The 15,637-nt window shown below is 60.8% G+C and carries 12 protein-coding genes; 5 read left to right on the top strand and 7 right to left on the bottom strand.

Translation table 11 applies throughout. The annotated features are described in order from the left end of the window. Window positions 1–44: 44 nt before the first annotated feature. From AC1MEK_RS02375 to AC1MEK_RS02350, 6 genes are all read right to left on the bottom strand, one after another. Complete coding sequence (locus AC1MEK_RS02375; protein ID WP_480394653.1) at window positions 45–878, bottom strand: carbohydrate ABC transporter permease; 834 nt, start codon at window positions 876–878, stop codon at window positions 45–47. A gap of 10 nt (window positions 879–888) precedes the next feature. Beyond that, entirely contained in the window at window positions 889–1,821 is a 933-nt protein-coding gene (locus AC1MEK_RS02370; RefSeq protein ID WP_480394652.1) for a carbohydrate ABC transporter permease, read from the bottom strand. Window positions 1,822–1,894: 73 nt separating this feature from the next. Further along, window positions 1,895–3,211, bottom strand: coding sequence for an ABC transporter substrate-binding protein (locus AC1MEK_RS02365; protein ID WP_480394651.1), 1,317 nt, complete (start codon window positions 3,209–3,211; stop codon window positions 1,895–1,897). A gap of 387 nt (window positions 3,212–3,598) precedes the next feature. Continuing rightward, the gene (locus AC1MEK_RS02360) at window positions 3,599–4,504 is read right to left on the bottom strand and encodes a helix-turn-helix domain-containing protein (RefSeq protein WP_480394650.1); all 906 of its coding nucleotides are present in this window, start codon (window positions 4,502–4,504) and stop codon (window positions 3,599–3,601) included. A 245-nt stretch (window positions 4,505–4,749) separates the two neighbouring features. Beyond that, the gene (locus AC1MEK_RS02355; protein ID WP_480394649.1) at window positions 4,750–6,054 is read right to left on the bottom strand and encodes a glycosyltransferase; all 1,305 of its coding nucleotides are present in this window, start codon (window positions 6,052–6,054) and stop codon (window positions 4,750–4,752) included. Then, entirely contained in the window at window positions 6,044–6,406 is a 363-nt protein-coding gene (locus AC1MEK_RS02350; RefSeq protein WP_480394648.1) for a response regulator, read from the bottom strand. The genes AC1MEK_RS02355 and AC1MEK_RS02350 overlap by 11 nt, the downstream gene beginning before the upstream one ends. A gap of 273 nt (window positions 6,407–6,679) precedes the next feature. On the opposite strand from AC1MEK_RS02350, the gene AC1MEK_RS02345 reads away from it, so the two are divergent. The 5 genes from AC1MEK_RS02345 to AC1MEK_RS02325 all read left to right on the top strand — a co-directional run bounded on the left by AC1MEK_RS02345 (window position 6,680) and on the right by AC1MEK_RS02325 (window position 13,403). Next, a complete protein-coding gene (locus AC1MEK_RS02345) occupies window positions 6,680–10,198 on the top strand; it encodes a response regulator (RefSeq protein WP_480394647.1) in 3,519 nt (1,172 codons plus the stop codon). 48 nt (window positions 10,199–10,246) lie between these two features. Further along, window positions 10,247–11,068, top strand: a complete 822-nt coding sequence (locus tag AC1MEK_RS02340; protein ID WP_480394646.1) for a CheR family methyltransferase — start codon at window positions 10,247–10,249, stop codon at window positions 11,066–11,068. Beyond that, window positions 11,065–11,682, top strand: a complete 618-nt coding sequence (locus AC1MEK_RS02335) for a chemotaxis protein CheB (RefSeq protein WP_480394645.1) — start codon at window positions 11,065–11,067, stop codon at window positions 11,680–11,682. The genes AC1MEK_RS02340 and AC1MEK_RS02335 overlap by 4 nt, the downstream gene beginning before the upstream one ends. Then, window positions 11,676–12,857: a hybrid sensor histidine kinase/response regulator gene (locus tag AC1MEK_RS02330; protein ID WP_480394644.1), complete on the top strand. Its 1,182-nt coding sequence runs from the start codon at window positions 11,676–11,678 to the stop codon at window positions 12,855–12,857. Before AC1MEK_RS02335 ends, AC1MEK_RS02330 begins: the two co-directional genes overlap by 7 nt. Before the next feature lie 168 nt (window positions 12,858–13,025). Then, on the top strand, window positions 13,026–13,403 hold the full coding sequence (locus AC1MEK_RS02325; RefSeq protein ID WP_480394775.1) for a response regulator: 378 nt from the start codon (window positions 13,026–13,028) through the stop codon (window positions 13,401–13,403). A gap of 839 nt (window positions 13,404–14,242) precedes the next feature. On the opposite strand, the gene AC1MEK_RS02320 is transcribed toward AC1MEK_RS02325, so the two are convergent. Beyond that, a complete protein-coding gene (locus tag AC1MEK_RS02320) occupies window positions 14,243–15,439 on the bottom strand; it encodes an amino acid aminotransferase (RefSeq protein ID WP_480394643.1) in 1,197 nt (398 codons plus the stop codon). Window positions 15,440–15,637 lie beyond the last annotated feature (198 nt).

Here is a 15,637-nt window from a genome sequence, read left to right as displayed (position 1 = left end):
CAAGCCGGCTCCCACATGAAGGGGTTCGCTTCGCTCAACTCAATTTATTTCACCGCACCAAACGAAAGGCCGCGCACCAGCTGTTTCTGGCTGACCCAGCCCATGATCAGGATCGGCGCGCAGGCCAGGGTCGAGACCGCCGACAACTTGGCCCAGAACAGGCCTTCGGGGCTGGAATACGAGGCGATCAGCGCGGTCAACGGCGCGGCGTTGGACGAGGTCAGGTTCAGCGACCAGAACGCCTCGTTCCAGCACAGGATCAGCGACAGCAGGCCGGTGGACGCAAGGCCGCCTTTGCAGATCGGCATCAGCACGCGGAAGATTTCTTGGCGCGTGGTGGCGCCGTCCAGGCGGGCGGCTTCGAGGATGTCGTTGGGGATGTCCTTGAAGTAGGTGTAAATCATCCAGACCACGATCGGCAGGTTGATCAGGGTGTAGATCACGATCAGCACCAGGCGCGAATCCAGCAGGTTCATGCTTTTGGCCAGCAGGTAGATCGGCACCAGAACGCCCACCGACGGCAGCATTTTGGTCGACAGCATCCACAGCAGCGTGCGCTTGGTGTTCTTCGTCTCGAAAAACGCCATGGAGTACGCCGCCGGCACCGAAATCAGCAGGCTCAGAATTGTCGCGCTGAAGGAAATCAGCACCGAGTTCCAGGCGAAGTGGAAGTAGTCGCTGCGCTCCTGGATGTGCAGGTAGTTCTCCAGCGTCGGCGTGAAGATGAACTGCGGTGGCGTGGCGAAGGCGTCGAGCTCGGTCTTGAAGCTGGTCAGCACCATCCAGAAGATCGGGAAAAACAGCAGCGCGGCGATCAGCCAGGAGAGCACGCCCAGGGTCAGGCTCTGCAGCCTGCGGGATTGCTTGAGGGTCATCATGGTCGTGTCCTCAGCCTTTTTCGGTCAGGTTCTTGCCGATCATCCGCACCAGGATGATGGCAGCGATGTTGGCGATCACCACGGCAATCAGGCCGCCGGCCGAGGCCATGCCGACGTCGAACTGCAACAGCGCCTGGTTGTAGATCAGGAACGCCAGGTTGGTCGAGGCGTAGCCCGGGCCACCGTTGGTGGTGGTGAAGATCTCGGCGAACACCGAGAGCAGGAAGATGGTCTCGATCATGACCACCACGGCAATCGGCCGCGCCAGATGCGGAAGCGTCAGGTGCCAGAAGATCGCGATGGGGCCTGCGCCGTCCAGGCGTGCGGCTTCTTTCTGTTCCTGGTCGAGGGACTGCATGGCGGTCATCAGGATCAGAATGGCGAACGGCAGCCACTGCCAGGCGACGATGATGATGATTGACAGCATCGGGTAGGTGGCGAGCCAGTCGACCGGTTCTGCGCCGAAAAACTTCCAGACCGCCGCGAGAATGCCCGACACCGGGTGGAACATCAGGTTCTTCCACACCAGCGCGCTGACGGTGGGCATGATGAAAAACGGGGAAATCAGCAGCACACGGACGATGCCGCGACCGAGGAATTCGCTGGCTTCGAGCAGCGCCGAGATCAGCACCCCGAGCACGACGCTGATGGCCAGCACGCTGACGACCAGCAGCAAGGTATTCAACGCACCGGGAATGAACCCGCTGTCGGTGACGAAGTATTGAAAGTTCTCAAGGCCTACGAACGCTTCATTGCCCGGATCGAGCAGGTTGTAGCGCATCAGCGAGAAGTAGACGGTCATGCCCAGCGGCACGATCATCCAGACGAGCAGTAACAGGACCGACGGGCTGACCAGGAACCAGCCGGGCTTTTTCAGCGTGCTGGTGCGACGGTGCTGCGCGTCATCGGCCTTGGCGGCGTGGGGGACGGTGGTGGTGTTCATGGTGACTCCGACCTGCTGCGAACGGGATGACGAAGGGGCTGGGCCCCTTCGTCAAGGCATGGCCCTGAGAGGATCAGGACGATTTCTTCGGATACCCGGCCCGCTTGATCTCGCGTTCGGTGGAGCTCTGTGCGGCCTTGAGCGCTGCATCCACGGTCATCTGACCGGTCAGGGCGCCAGAGAATTGCTGACCGACTGTCGTGCCGATGGCCTGGAACTCGGGGATGGTCACCAGCTGGATGCCCACGTACGGCACGCCTTCACGCTTGGAGTTGGTCGGGTCGACCGCGTCCAGCGACTCCTTGGTGACCTTGGCGAACGGCGCAGCCTTCATGTAGGCGTCGCTGTAGGTCGAGGCGCGGGTGCCTGGCGGCACGTTGGCGATGCCTTCCTTGTCGGCCACCAGCTTGGCGTATTCCTTGGAGGTGGCCCAGGTGGTGAAAGTCTTGGCGTCTTCGCTGTGCTTGGAACTGCTGGGAATTGCCAGCGCCCACGAGTACAGCCAGGAGGAGCCCTTGTCGCTGGTCTCGTGCGGGGCGAAGGTGAAGCCTACGTTGTCGGCGACCTTGCTCTGGGACTTGTCGGTGACGAACGAAGCGGCCACGGTGGCGTCGACCCAGATGGCGCACTTGCCGCTGTTGAACAGCGCCAGGTTTTCGTTGAAGCCGTTGCTGGAGGCGCCGGGCGGGCCGGATTTCTTCATGTTGTCGACGTAGAAGGTCAGCGCGTCCTTCCAGCCTTGCTGGTCGAATTGCGGTTTCCAGTCCTTGTCGAACCAGGCCACGCCATAGGAGTTGGCCAGGGTGCTGATCAGCGCCATGTTCTCGCCCCAGCCGGCCTTGCCGCGCAGGCACAGGCCGTACTGGTCCTTGCTCTTGTCGGTGAGTTTTGCCGCGAACTCACCGATCTGGGTCCAGGTGGGCTTGTCCGGCATGGTCAGGCCGGCGGCCTTGAACAGGTCGGTGCGGTAATAGGTCATCGAGCTTTCGGCGTAGAACGGCAGCGCATACAGCTTCTTGTCCACCGACAGGCCGTCGCGCACGGAGGGGAACACGTCGTCCAGATCGTACTCGGCCGGCAGGTCTTTCATTTCCTGCAGCCAGCCCTTGGCGCCCCACAGCGAGGCTTCGTACATGCCGATGGTCAGCACATCGAACTGGCCGCCCTTGGTGGCGATGTCGGTGGTCAGGCGCTGGCGCAGTACGTTTTCTTCCAGCACCACCCAATTGAGTTTGATGTCCGGGTGCTTGGCTTCGAATTCCTTCGACAGCGCCTGCATGCGGATCATGTCTTTGTTGTTGACGGTGGCGATGGTCACTTCGCCTGCGCAGGCGAGGGTGCTGAGCGTGAGACAGGTGCTGGCAAGGAGAACTTTTGCAGAGGTCTTCATGTATCTCTCCTCTCCTGCGTTCAGAGAACGGCAGAAGCTTGGTTTATTGTTGTTGTTCCTTCCAAAGACCCGGAAGAATGTCCGTTGATTACAACGTCGCGCAGGATCGGTGACAAATCCTGCGACACACTGGAACTGATACTTTTTTGCACTCGGAGTTCAGGCGAAAACACACCACAGTGACGATCCGGCGTGTTTCGGCGCAGTTGCAGCGTAGTCGATGGGATCCAGGCTGTCGCATGGCCAACCGCTCTGGAACAGGCCTGGCACCCGTAGCAGTCCGGCTTGCCGGCGGGTGCGTGCGCAAGATCGCTCCCGCCGGCAAGCCGTGTTGCTACGGGGGGAACGTCTGAAAAATCGCGTTTTTTGCGGGGAGGCAGTAACGAATCAGTACAGGTTCTGTTCGGTCAGGCGCTGCACCGCAAGGCGCCGGTAGTGCGACGGCGTCATGCCCTTGAGCTGCTGGAAGCGTCGGTTGAAGTTGGAGATGTTGTTGAAGCCGGATTCGAAACACACGTCGGTGACCGGTTTCTCGCCATCGGCCAGCAGCTCGCAGGATTTGCTGATGCGCAGGCGGTTGACGAACTCGACGAAGGTGCGGCCGGTGGCCTGCTTGAACACGCGGGAGAAATAGGTGGGCTTCATGCCCAGATGGTCGGCCACTTCTTCCAGGGTCAGCTCGCGGGCGTAGTGGGTGAAGATGTAATCCACCGCCTTGTTGGTGCGCTCCACCGCGTGGTCGTCCGACAGCTGCGAGGCGGTGGTGCCTGACAGCAACTGGAAGTCGTCACTGGACGCCAGGAGCTCCAGCAGAATGAAGAAATGCCCCAGACGCGTCATGCCGTTGGAGTCGGCGATCTTCTGCATCAGTTTCACCGCCTGGCGAATGGTGCGCTTGCAGCGGAATTCGATGCCGTACTGCGCCCGTTCCAGCAGCGGGGCCAGGGTCTTGAGCTCGGCGAACACCTGATTGCCGCTTTCCAAAAGCTCCTCGGTGAAGTTCACCAGCATGTCCCGCTTGGGCACCACCTCATCTTCCTCGACCTGGCTGATCCAGTTGTGCGGAAGGTTGGGGCCGGTGAGGAACAGCGTCTCGGGGTAGAAGTTGCCGATGTAGTCGCCGACGAACACCTTGCCGGAACTGGCCACGATCAGGTGCAGCTCGTACTCCTTGTGAAAGTGCCAGCGCACCAGCGGGCAGGGAAAACCGTGCTCGCGGTAGATGATCGACAGACCGTTGTGGTCGTCCATCAACTCGTAGGAAGGGTCGGTGACTCTTGTTGTTTTGGTCATGCTGCTGGCGCACTTCACAAGATTGCTCAGACCGTAATGTGCACTATTTTTTGGTCGCGTTACATCCGGTCTGACAAAACCCGGTTGGCTCGTGCGCAGTAGGGAGATTATTGGTTTGTGCTGGTCACAGGAATCACTTTGTAGGAGCGAATTCATTCGCGAACAGTTGATCAGGCAATACAAATGTGTCGACTGAACGATTTTTCGCGAATGAATTCGCTCCTACAGGGAGGGGAGAGCGTATTTCAAACCCGATTCTTCGCCTCGATCCACTGCGCCATGTACTGGGTGCTCTTGTGCTGGTGATGGCGCAGCATCGCGCCGGTGAAGTTGGCGGTGCGGTGGGCTACCAGATTGTCGCGGATCTGCTCGATGCGTTCGATCAGCGTCGCGCAGTGCATCTGGAAGCGGAAGCGCTCACTCAGCACTCGCCAGCCGGCCTGTTGCGCCTGTTCCCACAACGCCTGCTCGTTGTACAAGCGCACGGCGGCGTCGGCCAGGCCCTGGGCGTTGCTGGCGATCGTGCCGGGGAAGGGCAGTTCGCCGTGCATGGCTTCGGCGCCGATCGGGGTGGTGACGCTGGGCGTGCCGCAGGCCATGGCGTCCATGATCTTGCCCTTGATGCCGGCGCCAAAGCGCAGCGGCGCCAGCGACACTCTCGCCGCCGACACCACTTCGAAGGCGTCTTCGGCCCGATCCATGATGTGGAAGCCCTGGGCGGCGTTATGCAGCGCCGTGGCCTTGGGCGGAGTGTAGGCGCCGTAGACATGCACCTGGGCGCCCGGCAATTGCTGGCGGATCAACGGCCAGATCGCGTTTTTCAGCCACAGCACCGCGTCCCAGTTAGGGGCGTGGCGGAAGTTGCCGATGGTCATGAAGTGCGCGCGCTCGGCATAACCCTTCCCGGCATCCGGAATCTCGCGCAGCATCAACGGGCACCAGTGCAACAGCTCGGGCGGGATGCGGAAATGACGGGTCAGAAACTCGATTTCGACCTCCGACACCACCAGATTCAGATCGCAGCGATAGAAGGACGCCACTTCACGCTGGGCGAGGTCGGTCTCGGCCATCTGCGTGAACAGGGCAGCGCCCGGTGTGGCGAACAGCTGGTCATAGCGCTCGGAGTTGGCGTCGGCTTTGAGCAAGTCCTTAAGCGTTTGATGCCGGGCGTGGCGCATGCTCTGCAGGTCACAGGTCTCCAGCACGCGAACGGCGTTCGGGCAGTGTTTCTCCACGCGCCAGCCAAACTGCTCTTCCATCAGGAACTGGTCGAACAGCACCACGTCCGGCTGCAGGCCGGCGACGAACTCATCGAAACTGGCGTCATTGAGCTTGATGGCCACTTCGGTGACGCCGAGCATCGCCAGATCCGCCCTGTGCTCGCCCTCGGTCGCGGGGCTGGCGAAGGTGATCTGCCAGCCGTGTTCCACAAAGCAGTCGATCAGTTGCATGACATGGCCGCTGGCGGCCGAAGAGCGGGGTTCGGGCCACACGTAGCCGATGATCAGCACATGGGTGTGGCGCGCAGGGGAGCGGGAATCACTGGCCAAGAATGCTGTTCACTTTGTCGCGCAATTGATCGATGGAGAAAGGCTTGCCGATCAGGTGAGTGCCGGCCGGGGTGTCGATGTTTTCCGCGTAGCCGCTGGCGAACAGGATCGGCAGGGCCGGGCGCAGGGCGGCCGCCTCTTTGGCCAGCTCAGTGCCGCGCATGTCGGGCAGGCCCTGGTCGGTCATCATCAGGTCGATGGTCTGGCCCTGGTTTTTCAGGAATTGCAGCGCCTCGCTGCCGTCGGCCGCTTCGAGCACGCTGAACTTGAGTTCTTCGAGCACATCGACGATCAGCATGCGGACGATGCTGTCATCTTCAACCACCAGGATGGTGCTGGCCGGGTTGGACATGAAAATTTTCCTTGCGCGGGAGGAAGCAGGATCAGGCGATCGGCGCCCGATCTGCTAAACAATTAAGCCAGCGATTGTGACAAGTTCTCGGCGTCAACGACACAATTCAATTGGGTGTAGTGGCGAGATAAAATCATTCAAACGTATAGTAATGGCATTTTTGCAGCTATTCGAATGTGGGAATGTTCTATTTTGGGTGTCAGAAACTGGAGTTTTTTGCCGACGATTACGGCACACTCCGTCGTTTAGTCGAATTTGACCGGGCCTTTTGCGATGATCCAAACCTCTGCAGTCGATGAGCAACGTTTTCGCAAGCTGTTGAGCCGCAACGTCGGATTACCCCTTGGAGTCGGAGTGCTCAGCGCGGTGTTTTTCGTCGTGCTGATCAGTTACCTGCTGTCGGCGATCCAGTGGGTGGAGCACACCGACCGGGTCATCAACAACATCAATCGCTCGCTCAAGCTTTCCATTGACATGGAAACCGGCATGCGCGGTTACCTGCTCACCGGCGATGAGCGTTTTCTGGACCCTTATGAGGTTGCCAAACCCGGCATCGCGGCCGAACTCAAGGGGCTTGAAGAGTTGGTGGCCGACAATCCGGATCAGGTCGACCGCCTCAAACGTCTGAACGCCCTGCAGAACTCCTGGAACGATTTCGCTCAGGAAATGATCACCCTGCGCCGCAACAACGGCGACTACCAGACCGCCGTGCAAACCCGGCGGGGCAAGCGCCTGACTGATGAGATTCGCGAACAGTACGACCAGGCCGAAGCGGTGGAGCATCAGTTGCGTCTATCTCGCAACGCTGACGTGACCCGTACCACCATCTGGACGGTGTCGGTGTACATCGCCTTCATTTTGCTGGTCAGCGGTATTCTGGCCTGGGTCGGCCGAAGAGACATGACTGCCTTGTCATTGACCTACGCCGCCAACCTCAAGGCCCAGCAGGAAGACGCCGAGCGCCTGGCCCACGTGGCCTGGCTGCGCAACGGCCAGAGCGAACTGGCCGAGCAAGTGATCGGGCAACTGACCCTGAACCTGCTGGGGCGCAACATTCTGCAGTTCTTCGCTCATTATCTGGGCGCGGTGGTGGCGGCCGCTTACGTGCGCCAAGAGCACGGCGGCCTTGTACGCGTGGCGTCCTATGGCTTCTCGCGCCAGCAGGAGTTGCAGGAACAGTCGATCTTCAGCGGCGAAGGCATGGTCGGCAAGGCGGCCGAGCAGAATCAGATCATCACCTTGGACGACCTTCCTCAGGACTACTTCAAGGTCACTTCGGGGCTGGGTGAAGGCTCGCCGCGCAGCGTTGTTGTGGTGCCAACCCGCAACGACGAGTCGGTCAACGGCGTGATCGAACTGGGCTTCCTGCGCGAACTGACGCCGCGGGATCTGGAATTCCTGCAACTGGTGGCCGGCAACGTCGGCACTTCGGTGGAAGCGGCGCGCTATCGTCAGCGCCTGCAGGAAGTGCTGGCCGAGACCCAGCAGCTCAACGAAGAGCTGCAGGTGCAGCAGGAAGAGTTGCGCACCGCCAACGAAGAGCTCGAAGAACAGTCGCGGATTCTCAAGGAGTCTCAGGCCCATCTGGAAACCCAGCAGGTGGAGCTGGAGCAGACCAACGAGCAACTGGCCGAGCAGAGCAGGGCGCTGGCCAGCCAGCGTGACGCGCTGGATCGCAACAACGAGGAGCTGAGCATCGCTCAGGTCGAGCTGCAATCGCGGGCCGACGAGCTTCAGCGCTCAAGCAAATACAAGTCCGAGTTCCTCGCCAACATGTCCCACGAGCTGCGTACACCGCTCAACAGCTCGCTGATTCTGGCCAAACTGCTGGCTGAGAACCCCCACGAAAACCTCACCGAAGAACAGGTCACCTTTGCCGAGTCGATCTATTCGGCGGGCAACGATCTGCTCAACCTGATCAACGACATTCTCGACATCGCCAAAGTCGAGGCGGGCAAGCTGGATGTGCGTCCGGAAAACACCAGCATCAGCCGTCTGGCAGACAGCCTGCGCATGACCTTCGAGCCGCTGGCCGGTGACAAGAACCTGCAGTTTTCGGTGGAGGTGCAGCCCGGCACACCGGTGGCGCTGTTCACCGACCGCCAGCGTCTGGAACAGGTGCTCAAGAACCTGCTGTCCAACGCCGTCAAGTTCACCGAGGCCGGCTCGGTCAGCCTCACGGTCTCGCGTCGCCCCGACGAAGGCATCGCTTTCACGGTGCGCGATTCGGGCATCGGCATCGCCGAGCACCAGCAGCAGATCATCTTCGAGGCCTTCCATCAGGCCGACGGCACCACCAACCGCAAATACGGCGGCACAGGCCTGGGCCTGTCGATTTCCCGCGACTTGGCGCACCTGCTGGGCGGCTCGATTTCGGTGTCCAGCGTGCCGGGCGAGGGCAGCGTGTTCACCCTGATCATGCCCGAGCAGTACGTCGAGCAGACTGCACCGCTGCCGGTGCAGGCCAGCCTGGTCGCGGCACCCGTGGTGCCAACCATTGCGCAACCGGCCGCCGCGCCTGTGGCAGCGCCAGTGGTCGCTCCGGCGGCGCAGGTGATCGACGCCACGCCGCGCTTCGCCGATGACCGCGACAAGGGGCCATTCAGCAAGCGCTGCATCCTGGTGATCGAGGACGAAGTGCGCTTCGCCCATATCCTCTACGACCTGGCCCACGAGCTGGATTACCACTGCCTGGTGGCCCACGCCGCCGACGAGGGCTTCGATCTGGCGGCAAGCTTCATGCCCGACGCAATCCTGCTGGACATGCGCCTGCCCGACCATTCCGGCCTGACTGTGCTGCAGCGCCTGAAAGAAATGCCAAGCACCCGGCACATTCCGGTTCACGTGATTTCCGTCGAAGACCGTCAGGAAGCCGCGCTGCAGATGGGCGCCATCGGCTACGCGGTCAAGCCGACCACCCGCGAAGAACTCAAAGACGTGTTCGCCCGCCTGGAAGCCAAGCTGACGCAGAAGGTCAAGCGTGTGCTGCTGGTCGAAGACGACGCCCTGCAGCGCGACAGCATTGCCCGGCTGATCGGTGACGACGACATCGAGATCACCGCCGTGGGCTTCGCCCAGGACGCGCTGGAGCTGCTGCGCGACAACGCCTACGACTGCATGATCATCGACCTGAAACTGCCGGACATGCTGGGCAACGACCTGCTCAAGCGCATGTCCACGGACGAGATCTGCTCGTTCCCGCCGGTCATCGTCTACACCGGGCGCAACCTCACCCGCGAGGAAGAGGCTGAGCTGCTCAAGTACTCGCGCACCATCATCATCAAGGGCGCGCGCTCGCCGGAGCGCCTGCTCGACGAGGTCACGCTGTTCCTGCACAAGGTCGAGGCGCAGTTGTCCAACGAGCGGCAGAAAATGCTCAAGACCGCCCGCAGCCGCGACCGCGTGTTCGAAGGGCGCAAGATCCTGGTGGTGGACGACGACGTGCGCAACATCTTCGCCCTGACCAGCGCGCTGGAACACAAGGGCGCCATCGTCGAGGTCGGGCGCAACGGCCTGGAGGCCATCGACAAGCTCAAGACTGTCGATGACATCGACCTGGTGCTGATGGACGTGATGATGCCGGAAATGGACGGCTACGAAGCCACCGCAGAAATCCGCAAGGACCCGCGCTGGCGCAAGCTGCCGATCATCGCCGTGACCGCCAAGGCCATGAAGGACGACCAGGAGCGCTGCCTGGCGGCGGGCTCCAACGACTACCTGGCCAAGCCGATCGACCTGGACCGGCTGTTCTCGCTGATCCGGGTGTGGTTGCCAAAAATGGAACGTATCTGAATGGATTCGATCAATTGACCACGCCCGTAGAAAGACCAGGTTTTACCGATGGCCCATGAGCGCAACGTCGACATCGAACTGCGTTTGCTGATCGAAGCGATCTACCTCAAATACAGCTACGACTTTCGTGATTATTCCGGCGCGTCGATCAAGCGACGCGTCAGTCACGCGCTTCGCCAGTTCGAGGTCAAGACCATTTCCGCGCTGCAGGAACGCGTACTGCATGATCCTTCGGCGTTCATGCAGTTGCTGCAATTTCTGACTATTCCGGTCAGCGAGATGTTTCGCGACCCCACGCACTTCCTGGCGATCCGTCACGAAGTGGTGCCGCTGCTCAGGACCTACCCGTCGCTGAAAATCTGGATCGCCGGATGCAGCACGGGCGAGGAGGTCTATTCGATGGCGATCCTGTTGCGTGAAGAAGGGCTGCTCGACCGCGCCATCATCTACGCCACCGACATCAATCCGGCGTCGCTGGAGAAGGCCAAGCAGGGCATCTACTCGATGGAGAACGTGCGTGCCTACAACGAGAACTACCTCAAGGCAGGCGGCAAGCGGTTGTTTTCCGAGTACTACACCGAAGCCTACGATTACGCGATCTTCGACAAGACCCTGCGCGAGAACGTGACCTTCGCCGACCACAGCCTGGCCACCGACAGCGTGTTCTCCGAGACGCAACTGATCTCCTGTCGCAACGTGCTGATCTACTTCAACAAGAAGCTTCAGGACCGGGCCTTCAGCCTGTTCCACGAGTCATTGGGGCATCGCGGTTTCCTGGTACTGGGCAGCAAGGAAACCCTGGAGTTTTCCGCTTTCAAGGATCGATTCGAGCCTTTGGTCAAACAAGAGCGGATCTATCGCAAATCATGAGAACGTCCTTTCCCGGTAGCGACGCCGATCAGCCCGCGTTACCCCAGGTCGATGCCATCGTGGTCGGTGCGTCGGCCGGCGGGGTCGAGGCGCTGCTGAAGGTTTTCCAGCAGCTGCGCCGGGGCTTTCGCCTGCCGATCATCACCGTGCTGCACCTGCCCGACGAGCGCCGCAGCCTGTTGGCCGACGTGTTCGCTTCCCACGTGCCGATGCCGGTCAAGGAAGCCGAAGACAAGGAAACCATCGCCCCGGGCACGCTGTACTTCGCCGGGCCCGGTTATCACCTGTCCGTGGAACGGGATTTGAGCCTGTCGCTGAGCCAGGAAGAGCGGGTGTTCTACTCGCGCCCCAGCATCGACATCCTCTTCGAATCGGCCGCCGACGCCTACGATTCGCGGCTGGCCGGGGTGCTGCTGACCGGTGCCAACAACGATGGTGCGCAAGGCATGGCACGAATCAACGAGTACGGTGGTCTTACCGTGATCCAGGACCCCGCCGGCGCCCTGGCGCGCACCATGCCCGAGGCGGCGCTGGCCCTGAGTACACCGGATTTTCTCTTGCCCTTGCCCGATATCGGGCGGTTGTTGGTTGAGCTGGAACGAATTGCATGTTGACTGAAACCATTGCCAAGTTGCTGATCGTCGACGATCTGCCGGAAAACCTGCTCGCCCTGGAAGCGCTGATCAAGCGTGAGGACCGCCTGGTGTATCGGGCGCAAACCGCTGTCGAGGCACTGTCGCTGCTGCTCGAACATGAATTCGCCATGGCGATTCTCGACGTGCAGATGCCGGGCATGGACGGCTTCGAGCTGGCCGAGATGATGCGCAGCACCGAGAAGACCAAGAGCATCCCGATCATCTTCGTCAGCGCCGCCGGGCACGAACACAACTACGCGTTCAAGGGCTACGAAAGCGGCGCCGTGGACTTTCTGCACAAGCCGCTGGATATCCACGCGGTCAAGAGCAAGGTCAACGTCTTCGTCGACCTGTACCGCCAGCGCAAGGCCATGAAGGAGCAGGTCGAAGAACTCGAGCGCAGCCGTCAGGAGCAGGAGGCGCTGCTGCGCGAGCTCAAGTCGACGCAGAACGAACTCGAACACGCGATCCGCATGCGCGACGATTTCATGTCCATCGTCTCCCACGAAGTGCGCACGCCGCTGAACGGGCTGATCCTGGAAACCCAGTTGCGCAAATTGCACCTGGCCAAGGACAACGCCTCGGCGTTCACCATGGACAAGCTCAAGGCCATGGTCGAACGCGACGAGCGGCAGATCCAGAGCCTGATCCGCCTGATTGAAGACATGCTCGATGTCTCGCGGATCCGCACCGGCAAACTGTCGATCCGCACCAGCGCGTTCGATCTGTCGGAGCTGGTGAGCAACCTGGTGGAAAGCTACGCCGCACAGATCGCCGCCGCCGACAGCAGCGTGACCCTGCATGCCCGCGAGCCGGTGATCGGGGTGTGGGACGAGTTTCGTCTGGAGCAGGTGGTGGCTAACCTGTTGACCAACGCCCTGCGCTATGGCGCCCACAAGCCCATCGAGGTGCGGGTGTACTGCGAGGGCGATGAGGCGCGGGTGGAAGTGCGCGATCAGGGCATCGGCATCAGCGCCGAAAACCAGCAGCGCATCTTTCAGCAGTTCGAGCGGGTCTCGGCCAGCCACGCCATCGCCGGCCTGGGCCTTGGGCTGTTCATCTCCGACCAGATCGTCGCCGCCCACGGAGGCTCGATCAGTGTCGAAAGTGAAGAGGGGAAGGGCTCGATGTTCCGCGTGAGCCTACCGCTCTGAATGGGCTCTGAGGCCTGAAAACCTTGGGCCAGAGCCCTGCTGCCATTCTGCCGTCACCTGCACTTCGAGCTGGCATGACCGCTGGGGTAAATATCTGATTTTTCGGCGCAACCTCCAGCGCGGGCCATGGTCGTAATGGCAGCTATTTACAAGATCGAAGGCGTCCCAATGAGCTCTGATGCAGAAAATGTCGTACTGATCGTCGAAGACGAGCCGCTGATTCTGATGCTGCTCTCTGACTATCTGTCCGGAGAGGGGTATCGGGTTTTGCAGGCGGAGAACGGCGAGCAGGCGTTTGAAATTCTGGCGACCAAGCCGCACCTGGATTTGATGATCACCGATTATCGGCTGCCCGGCGGTGTGTCGGGGGTGATGATTGCCGAGCCTGCGGTGAAGTTGCGGCCGGAGTTGAAGGTGATTTTCATCAGTGGGTATCCGGCGGAGATTGTCGAGTCGGGCAGCCCGATTGCGCGCAAGGCGCCGATTCTGGCCAAGCCGTTTACGATGGACAGTTTGCAGGTGCAGATTCAGCGGTTGCTTAACTGATGGTTGGTTTTTTGATCAAGATCAAGATCAAAAGCGTTCTTCCTAACGTCAGACCTGTTTCGACTTCGTCGAGTTACTTGGAAAAGACACTCAAGTAACCAAGGTGTCCTGCTCCTGGTTTGGGTCCTCCTTCGTCGGACTTCCCTCCACTCCGGCGATGTTCCGTGGGCCCGGCGCGAAAGGGCCATCCATGGCCCACGCGCCTCTCGCGGCATCCTGCCGCTCGTCCCACTCCACATCGCCTGCGTTCGGCCTGCACCCAAGTCGCGATTTGTGGTGTCTGGGCTGTTGCGCATGAAGATCAACATCAAAAGCAACCGGCTAACGCCGTCCCGTAGCAGCACGGCTTGCCGGCGGGATCGATCTTGAGGGCGACCCGCGAGCAAGCTCGGCTGCTACGGGACGGCATACTCTGCCCGCTTTTGATTTGGCTTTTGATCTTCATGCGCGATAGGTCAGACACCACAAATCGCGACTTGGGTGCAGGCCGAACGCAGGTCTCGTGGAGTGGGTCGAGCCGCATGGATGCCGCGAGAGGCGCGTGGGCCATGGATGGCCCTTTCGCGCCGGGCCCACGGAGCGGGACCGGAGAGAGGGTACCCTGACGAAGTCAGGGCCAAACCAGGAGCACAAGGACTTGGTTACTTGGTCCCTTCAAGTAACTCGACGAAGTCGAAAGAGGTCTGACGTTAGGAAGAACGCTCTTGATCTTGATCTTAATTTGACGAAGTCGAAACAGCTCTGGCGTTAGCCAGAATAACTACGCCAGATCAGACACCACAAAAAAAGGGAAAGCAGACCAAAATCCGCTTCCCCCCGTTTTTGCACCAAGCGAGGCGTCAGATGACCGCCAGAATCGCCTGGGTCACCACCTCAATATTGCGCTTGTTCAACGCCGCCACACAGATACGCCCGGTATCCAGCGCATAGATGCCGAACTCGTTGCGCAGACGATGCACCTGCTCGGTGGTCAGGCCCGAGTACGAGAACATGCCACGCTGACGCGCCACGAAGCTGAAGTCCTGACCGGCTGCGTTGTTCGCCAGGCGATTGGTCATCTCTTCACGCATGCCACGGATGCGCAGGCGCATTTCAGCCAGTTCGTCTTCCCATTGCTGACGCAGCTCAGGGCTGTTCAGGACCGCGGCGACGATGGTCGCGCCGTGGGTCGGCGGGTTGGAATAGTTGGTGCGGATCACGCGCTTGACCTGCGACAGCACGCGCGCAGTCTCTTCTTTGGAGTCAGTGACGATCGACAGCGCACCCACGCGCTCGCCATACAGCGAGAACGACTTGGAGAACGAGCTGGAGGCGAAGAAGGTCAGGCCCGACTCGGCGAACAGACGCACCGCAGCGGCGTCTTCGTCGATGCCGTCGCCAAAGCCCTGATAGGCCATGTCGAGGAACGGCACGTGACCTTTGGCTTTCAGAACTTCCAGAACTTTCTTCCAGTCTTCCAGGGTCAGGTCCACGCCGGTCGGGTTGTGGCAGCAGGCGTGCAGCACAACGATGGAGCCCGATGGCAGGTTCTGCAGGTCTTCGAGCATGCCGACGCGGTTCACGTCATGGGTGGCAGCGTCGTAGTAGCGGTAGTTCTGCACCGGGAAGCCGGCGGTTTCGAACAGCGCGCGGTGGTTTTCCCAGCTCGGGTCGCTAATGGCCACGATGGCGTTGGGCGAGAGCTGCTTGAGGAAGTCCGCACCAATCTTCAGAGCGCCCGTACCGCCGACGGCCTGCACGGTCATCACGCGGCCGGAGGCCAGCAGTGGCGACTCGGCACCGAACAGCAGGGTCTGCACGGCCTTGTCGTAGGCGGCGATGCCGTCGATCGGCAGGTAGCCACGCGGCACGTGTTGAGCGACACGGATTTCCTCTGCCTGGGCAACGGCACGCAGCAGCGGAATCTTCCCTTCTTCGTTGCTGTAGACGCCTACACCCAGGTTGACCTTGGTGGTACGGGTATCGGCGTTGAATGCTTCGTTGAGGCCCAGGATAGGATCACGTGGTGCCATTTCGACAGCGGAAAACAGGCTCATTTTTGCGGGGGCTCTGAATGGGAGTGAATGGATTGCATCGCTCCGGCCGAATGCACTAGAGCGGTGCACAAACGGGGAGTCAGTATAGAGAGCATCGCGGGCGGGGGCGACAGGCCGGGGCCGGTTTTTCCGGGTTTTTTCAGAATTATTTCGACCATTAGTCATGTCGTGCAGACTAATGTCCCGAGACGCGCTTGA

The sequence above is a fragment of the Pseudomonas sp. 2 genome (assembly GCF_056627435.1).
The sequence above is the reverse complement of the archived record's forward strand: the minus strand, read 5'-3'. Positions and strand labels throughout refer to the sequence as shown.

Bases quoted from the DNA above. Each gene is read 5' to 3' on its own strand.
- AC1MEK_RS02375 (WP_480394653.1), bottom strand. From the start codon at position 878: ATGATGACCCTCAAGCAATCCCGCAGGCTGCAGAGCCTGACCCTGGGC.
- AC1MEK_RS02340 (WP_480394646.1), top strand. From the start codon at position 10,247: ATGGCCCATGAGCGCAACGTCGACATCGAACTGCGTTTGCTGATCGAA.
- AC1MEK_RS02370 (WP_480394652.1), bottom strand. From the start codon at position 1,821: ATGAACACCACCACCGTCCCCCACGCCGCCAAGGCCGATGACGCGCAG.
- AC1MEK_RS02360 (WP_480394650.1), bottom strand. From the start codon at position 4,504: ATGACCAAAACAACAAGAGTCACCGACCCTTCCTACGAGTTGATGGAC.
- AC1MEK_RS02325 (WP_480394775.1), top strand. From the start codon at position 13,026: ATGAGCTCTGATGCAGAAAATGTCGTACTGATCGTCGAAGACGAGCCG.
- AC1MEK_RS02330 (WP_480394644.1), top strand. From the start codon at position 11,676: ATGTTGACTGAAACCATTGCCAAGTTGCTGATCGTCGACGATCTGCCG.
- AC1MEK_RS02335 (WP_480394645.1), top strand. From the start codon at position 11,065: ATGAGAACGTCCTTTCCCGGTAGCGACGCCGATCAGCCCGCGTTACCC.
- AC1MEK_RS02350 (WP_480394648.1), bottom strand. From the start codon at position 6,406: ATGTCCAACCCGGCCAGCACCATCCTGGTGGTTGAAGATGACAGCATC.
- AC1MEK_RS02320 (WP_480394643.1), bottom strand. From the start codon at position 15,439: ATGAGCCTGTTTTCCGCTGTCGAAATGGCACCACGTGATCCTATCCTG.
- AC1MEK_RS02345 (WP_480394647.1), top strand. From the start codon at position 6,680: ATGATCCAAACCTCTGCAGTCGATGAGCAACGTTTTCGCAAGCTGTTG.
- AC1MEK_RS02365 (WP_480394651.1), bottom strand. From the start codon at position 3,211: ATGAAGACCTCTGCAAAAGTTCTCCTTGCCAGCACCTGTCTCACGCTC.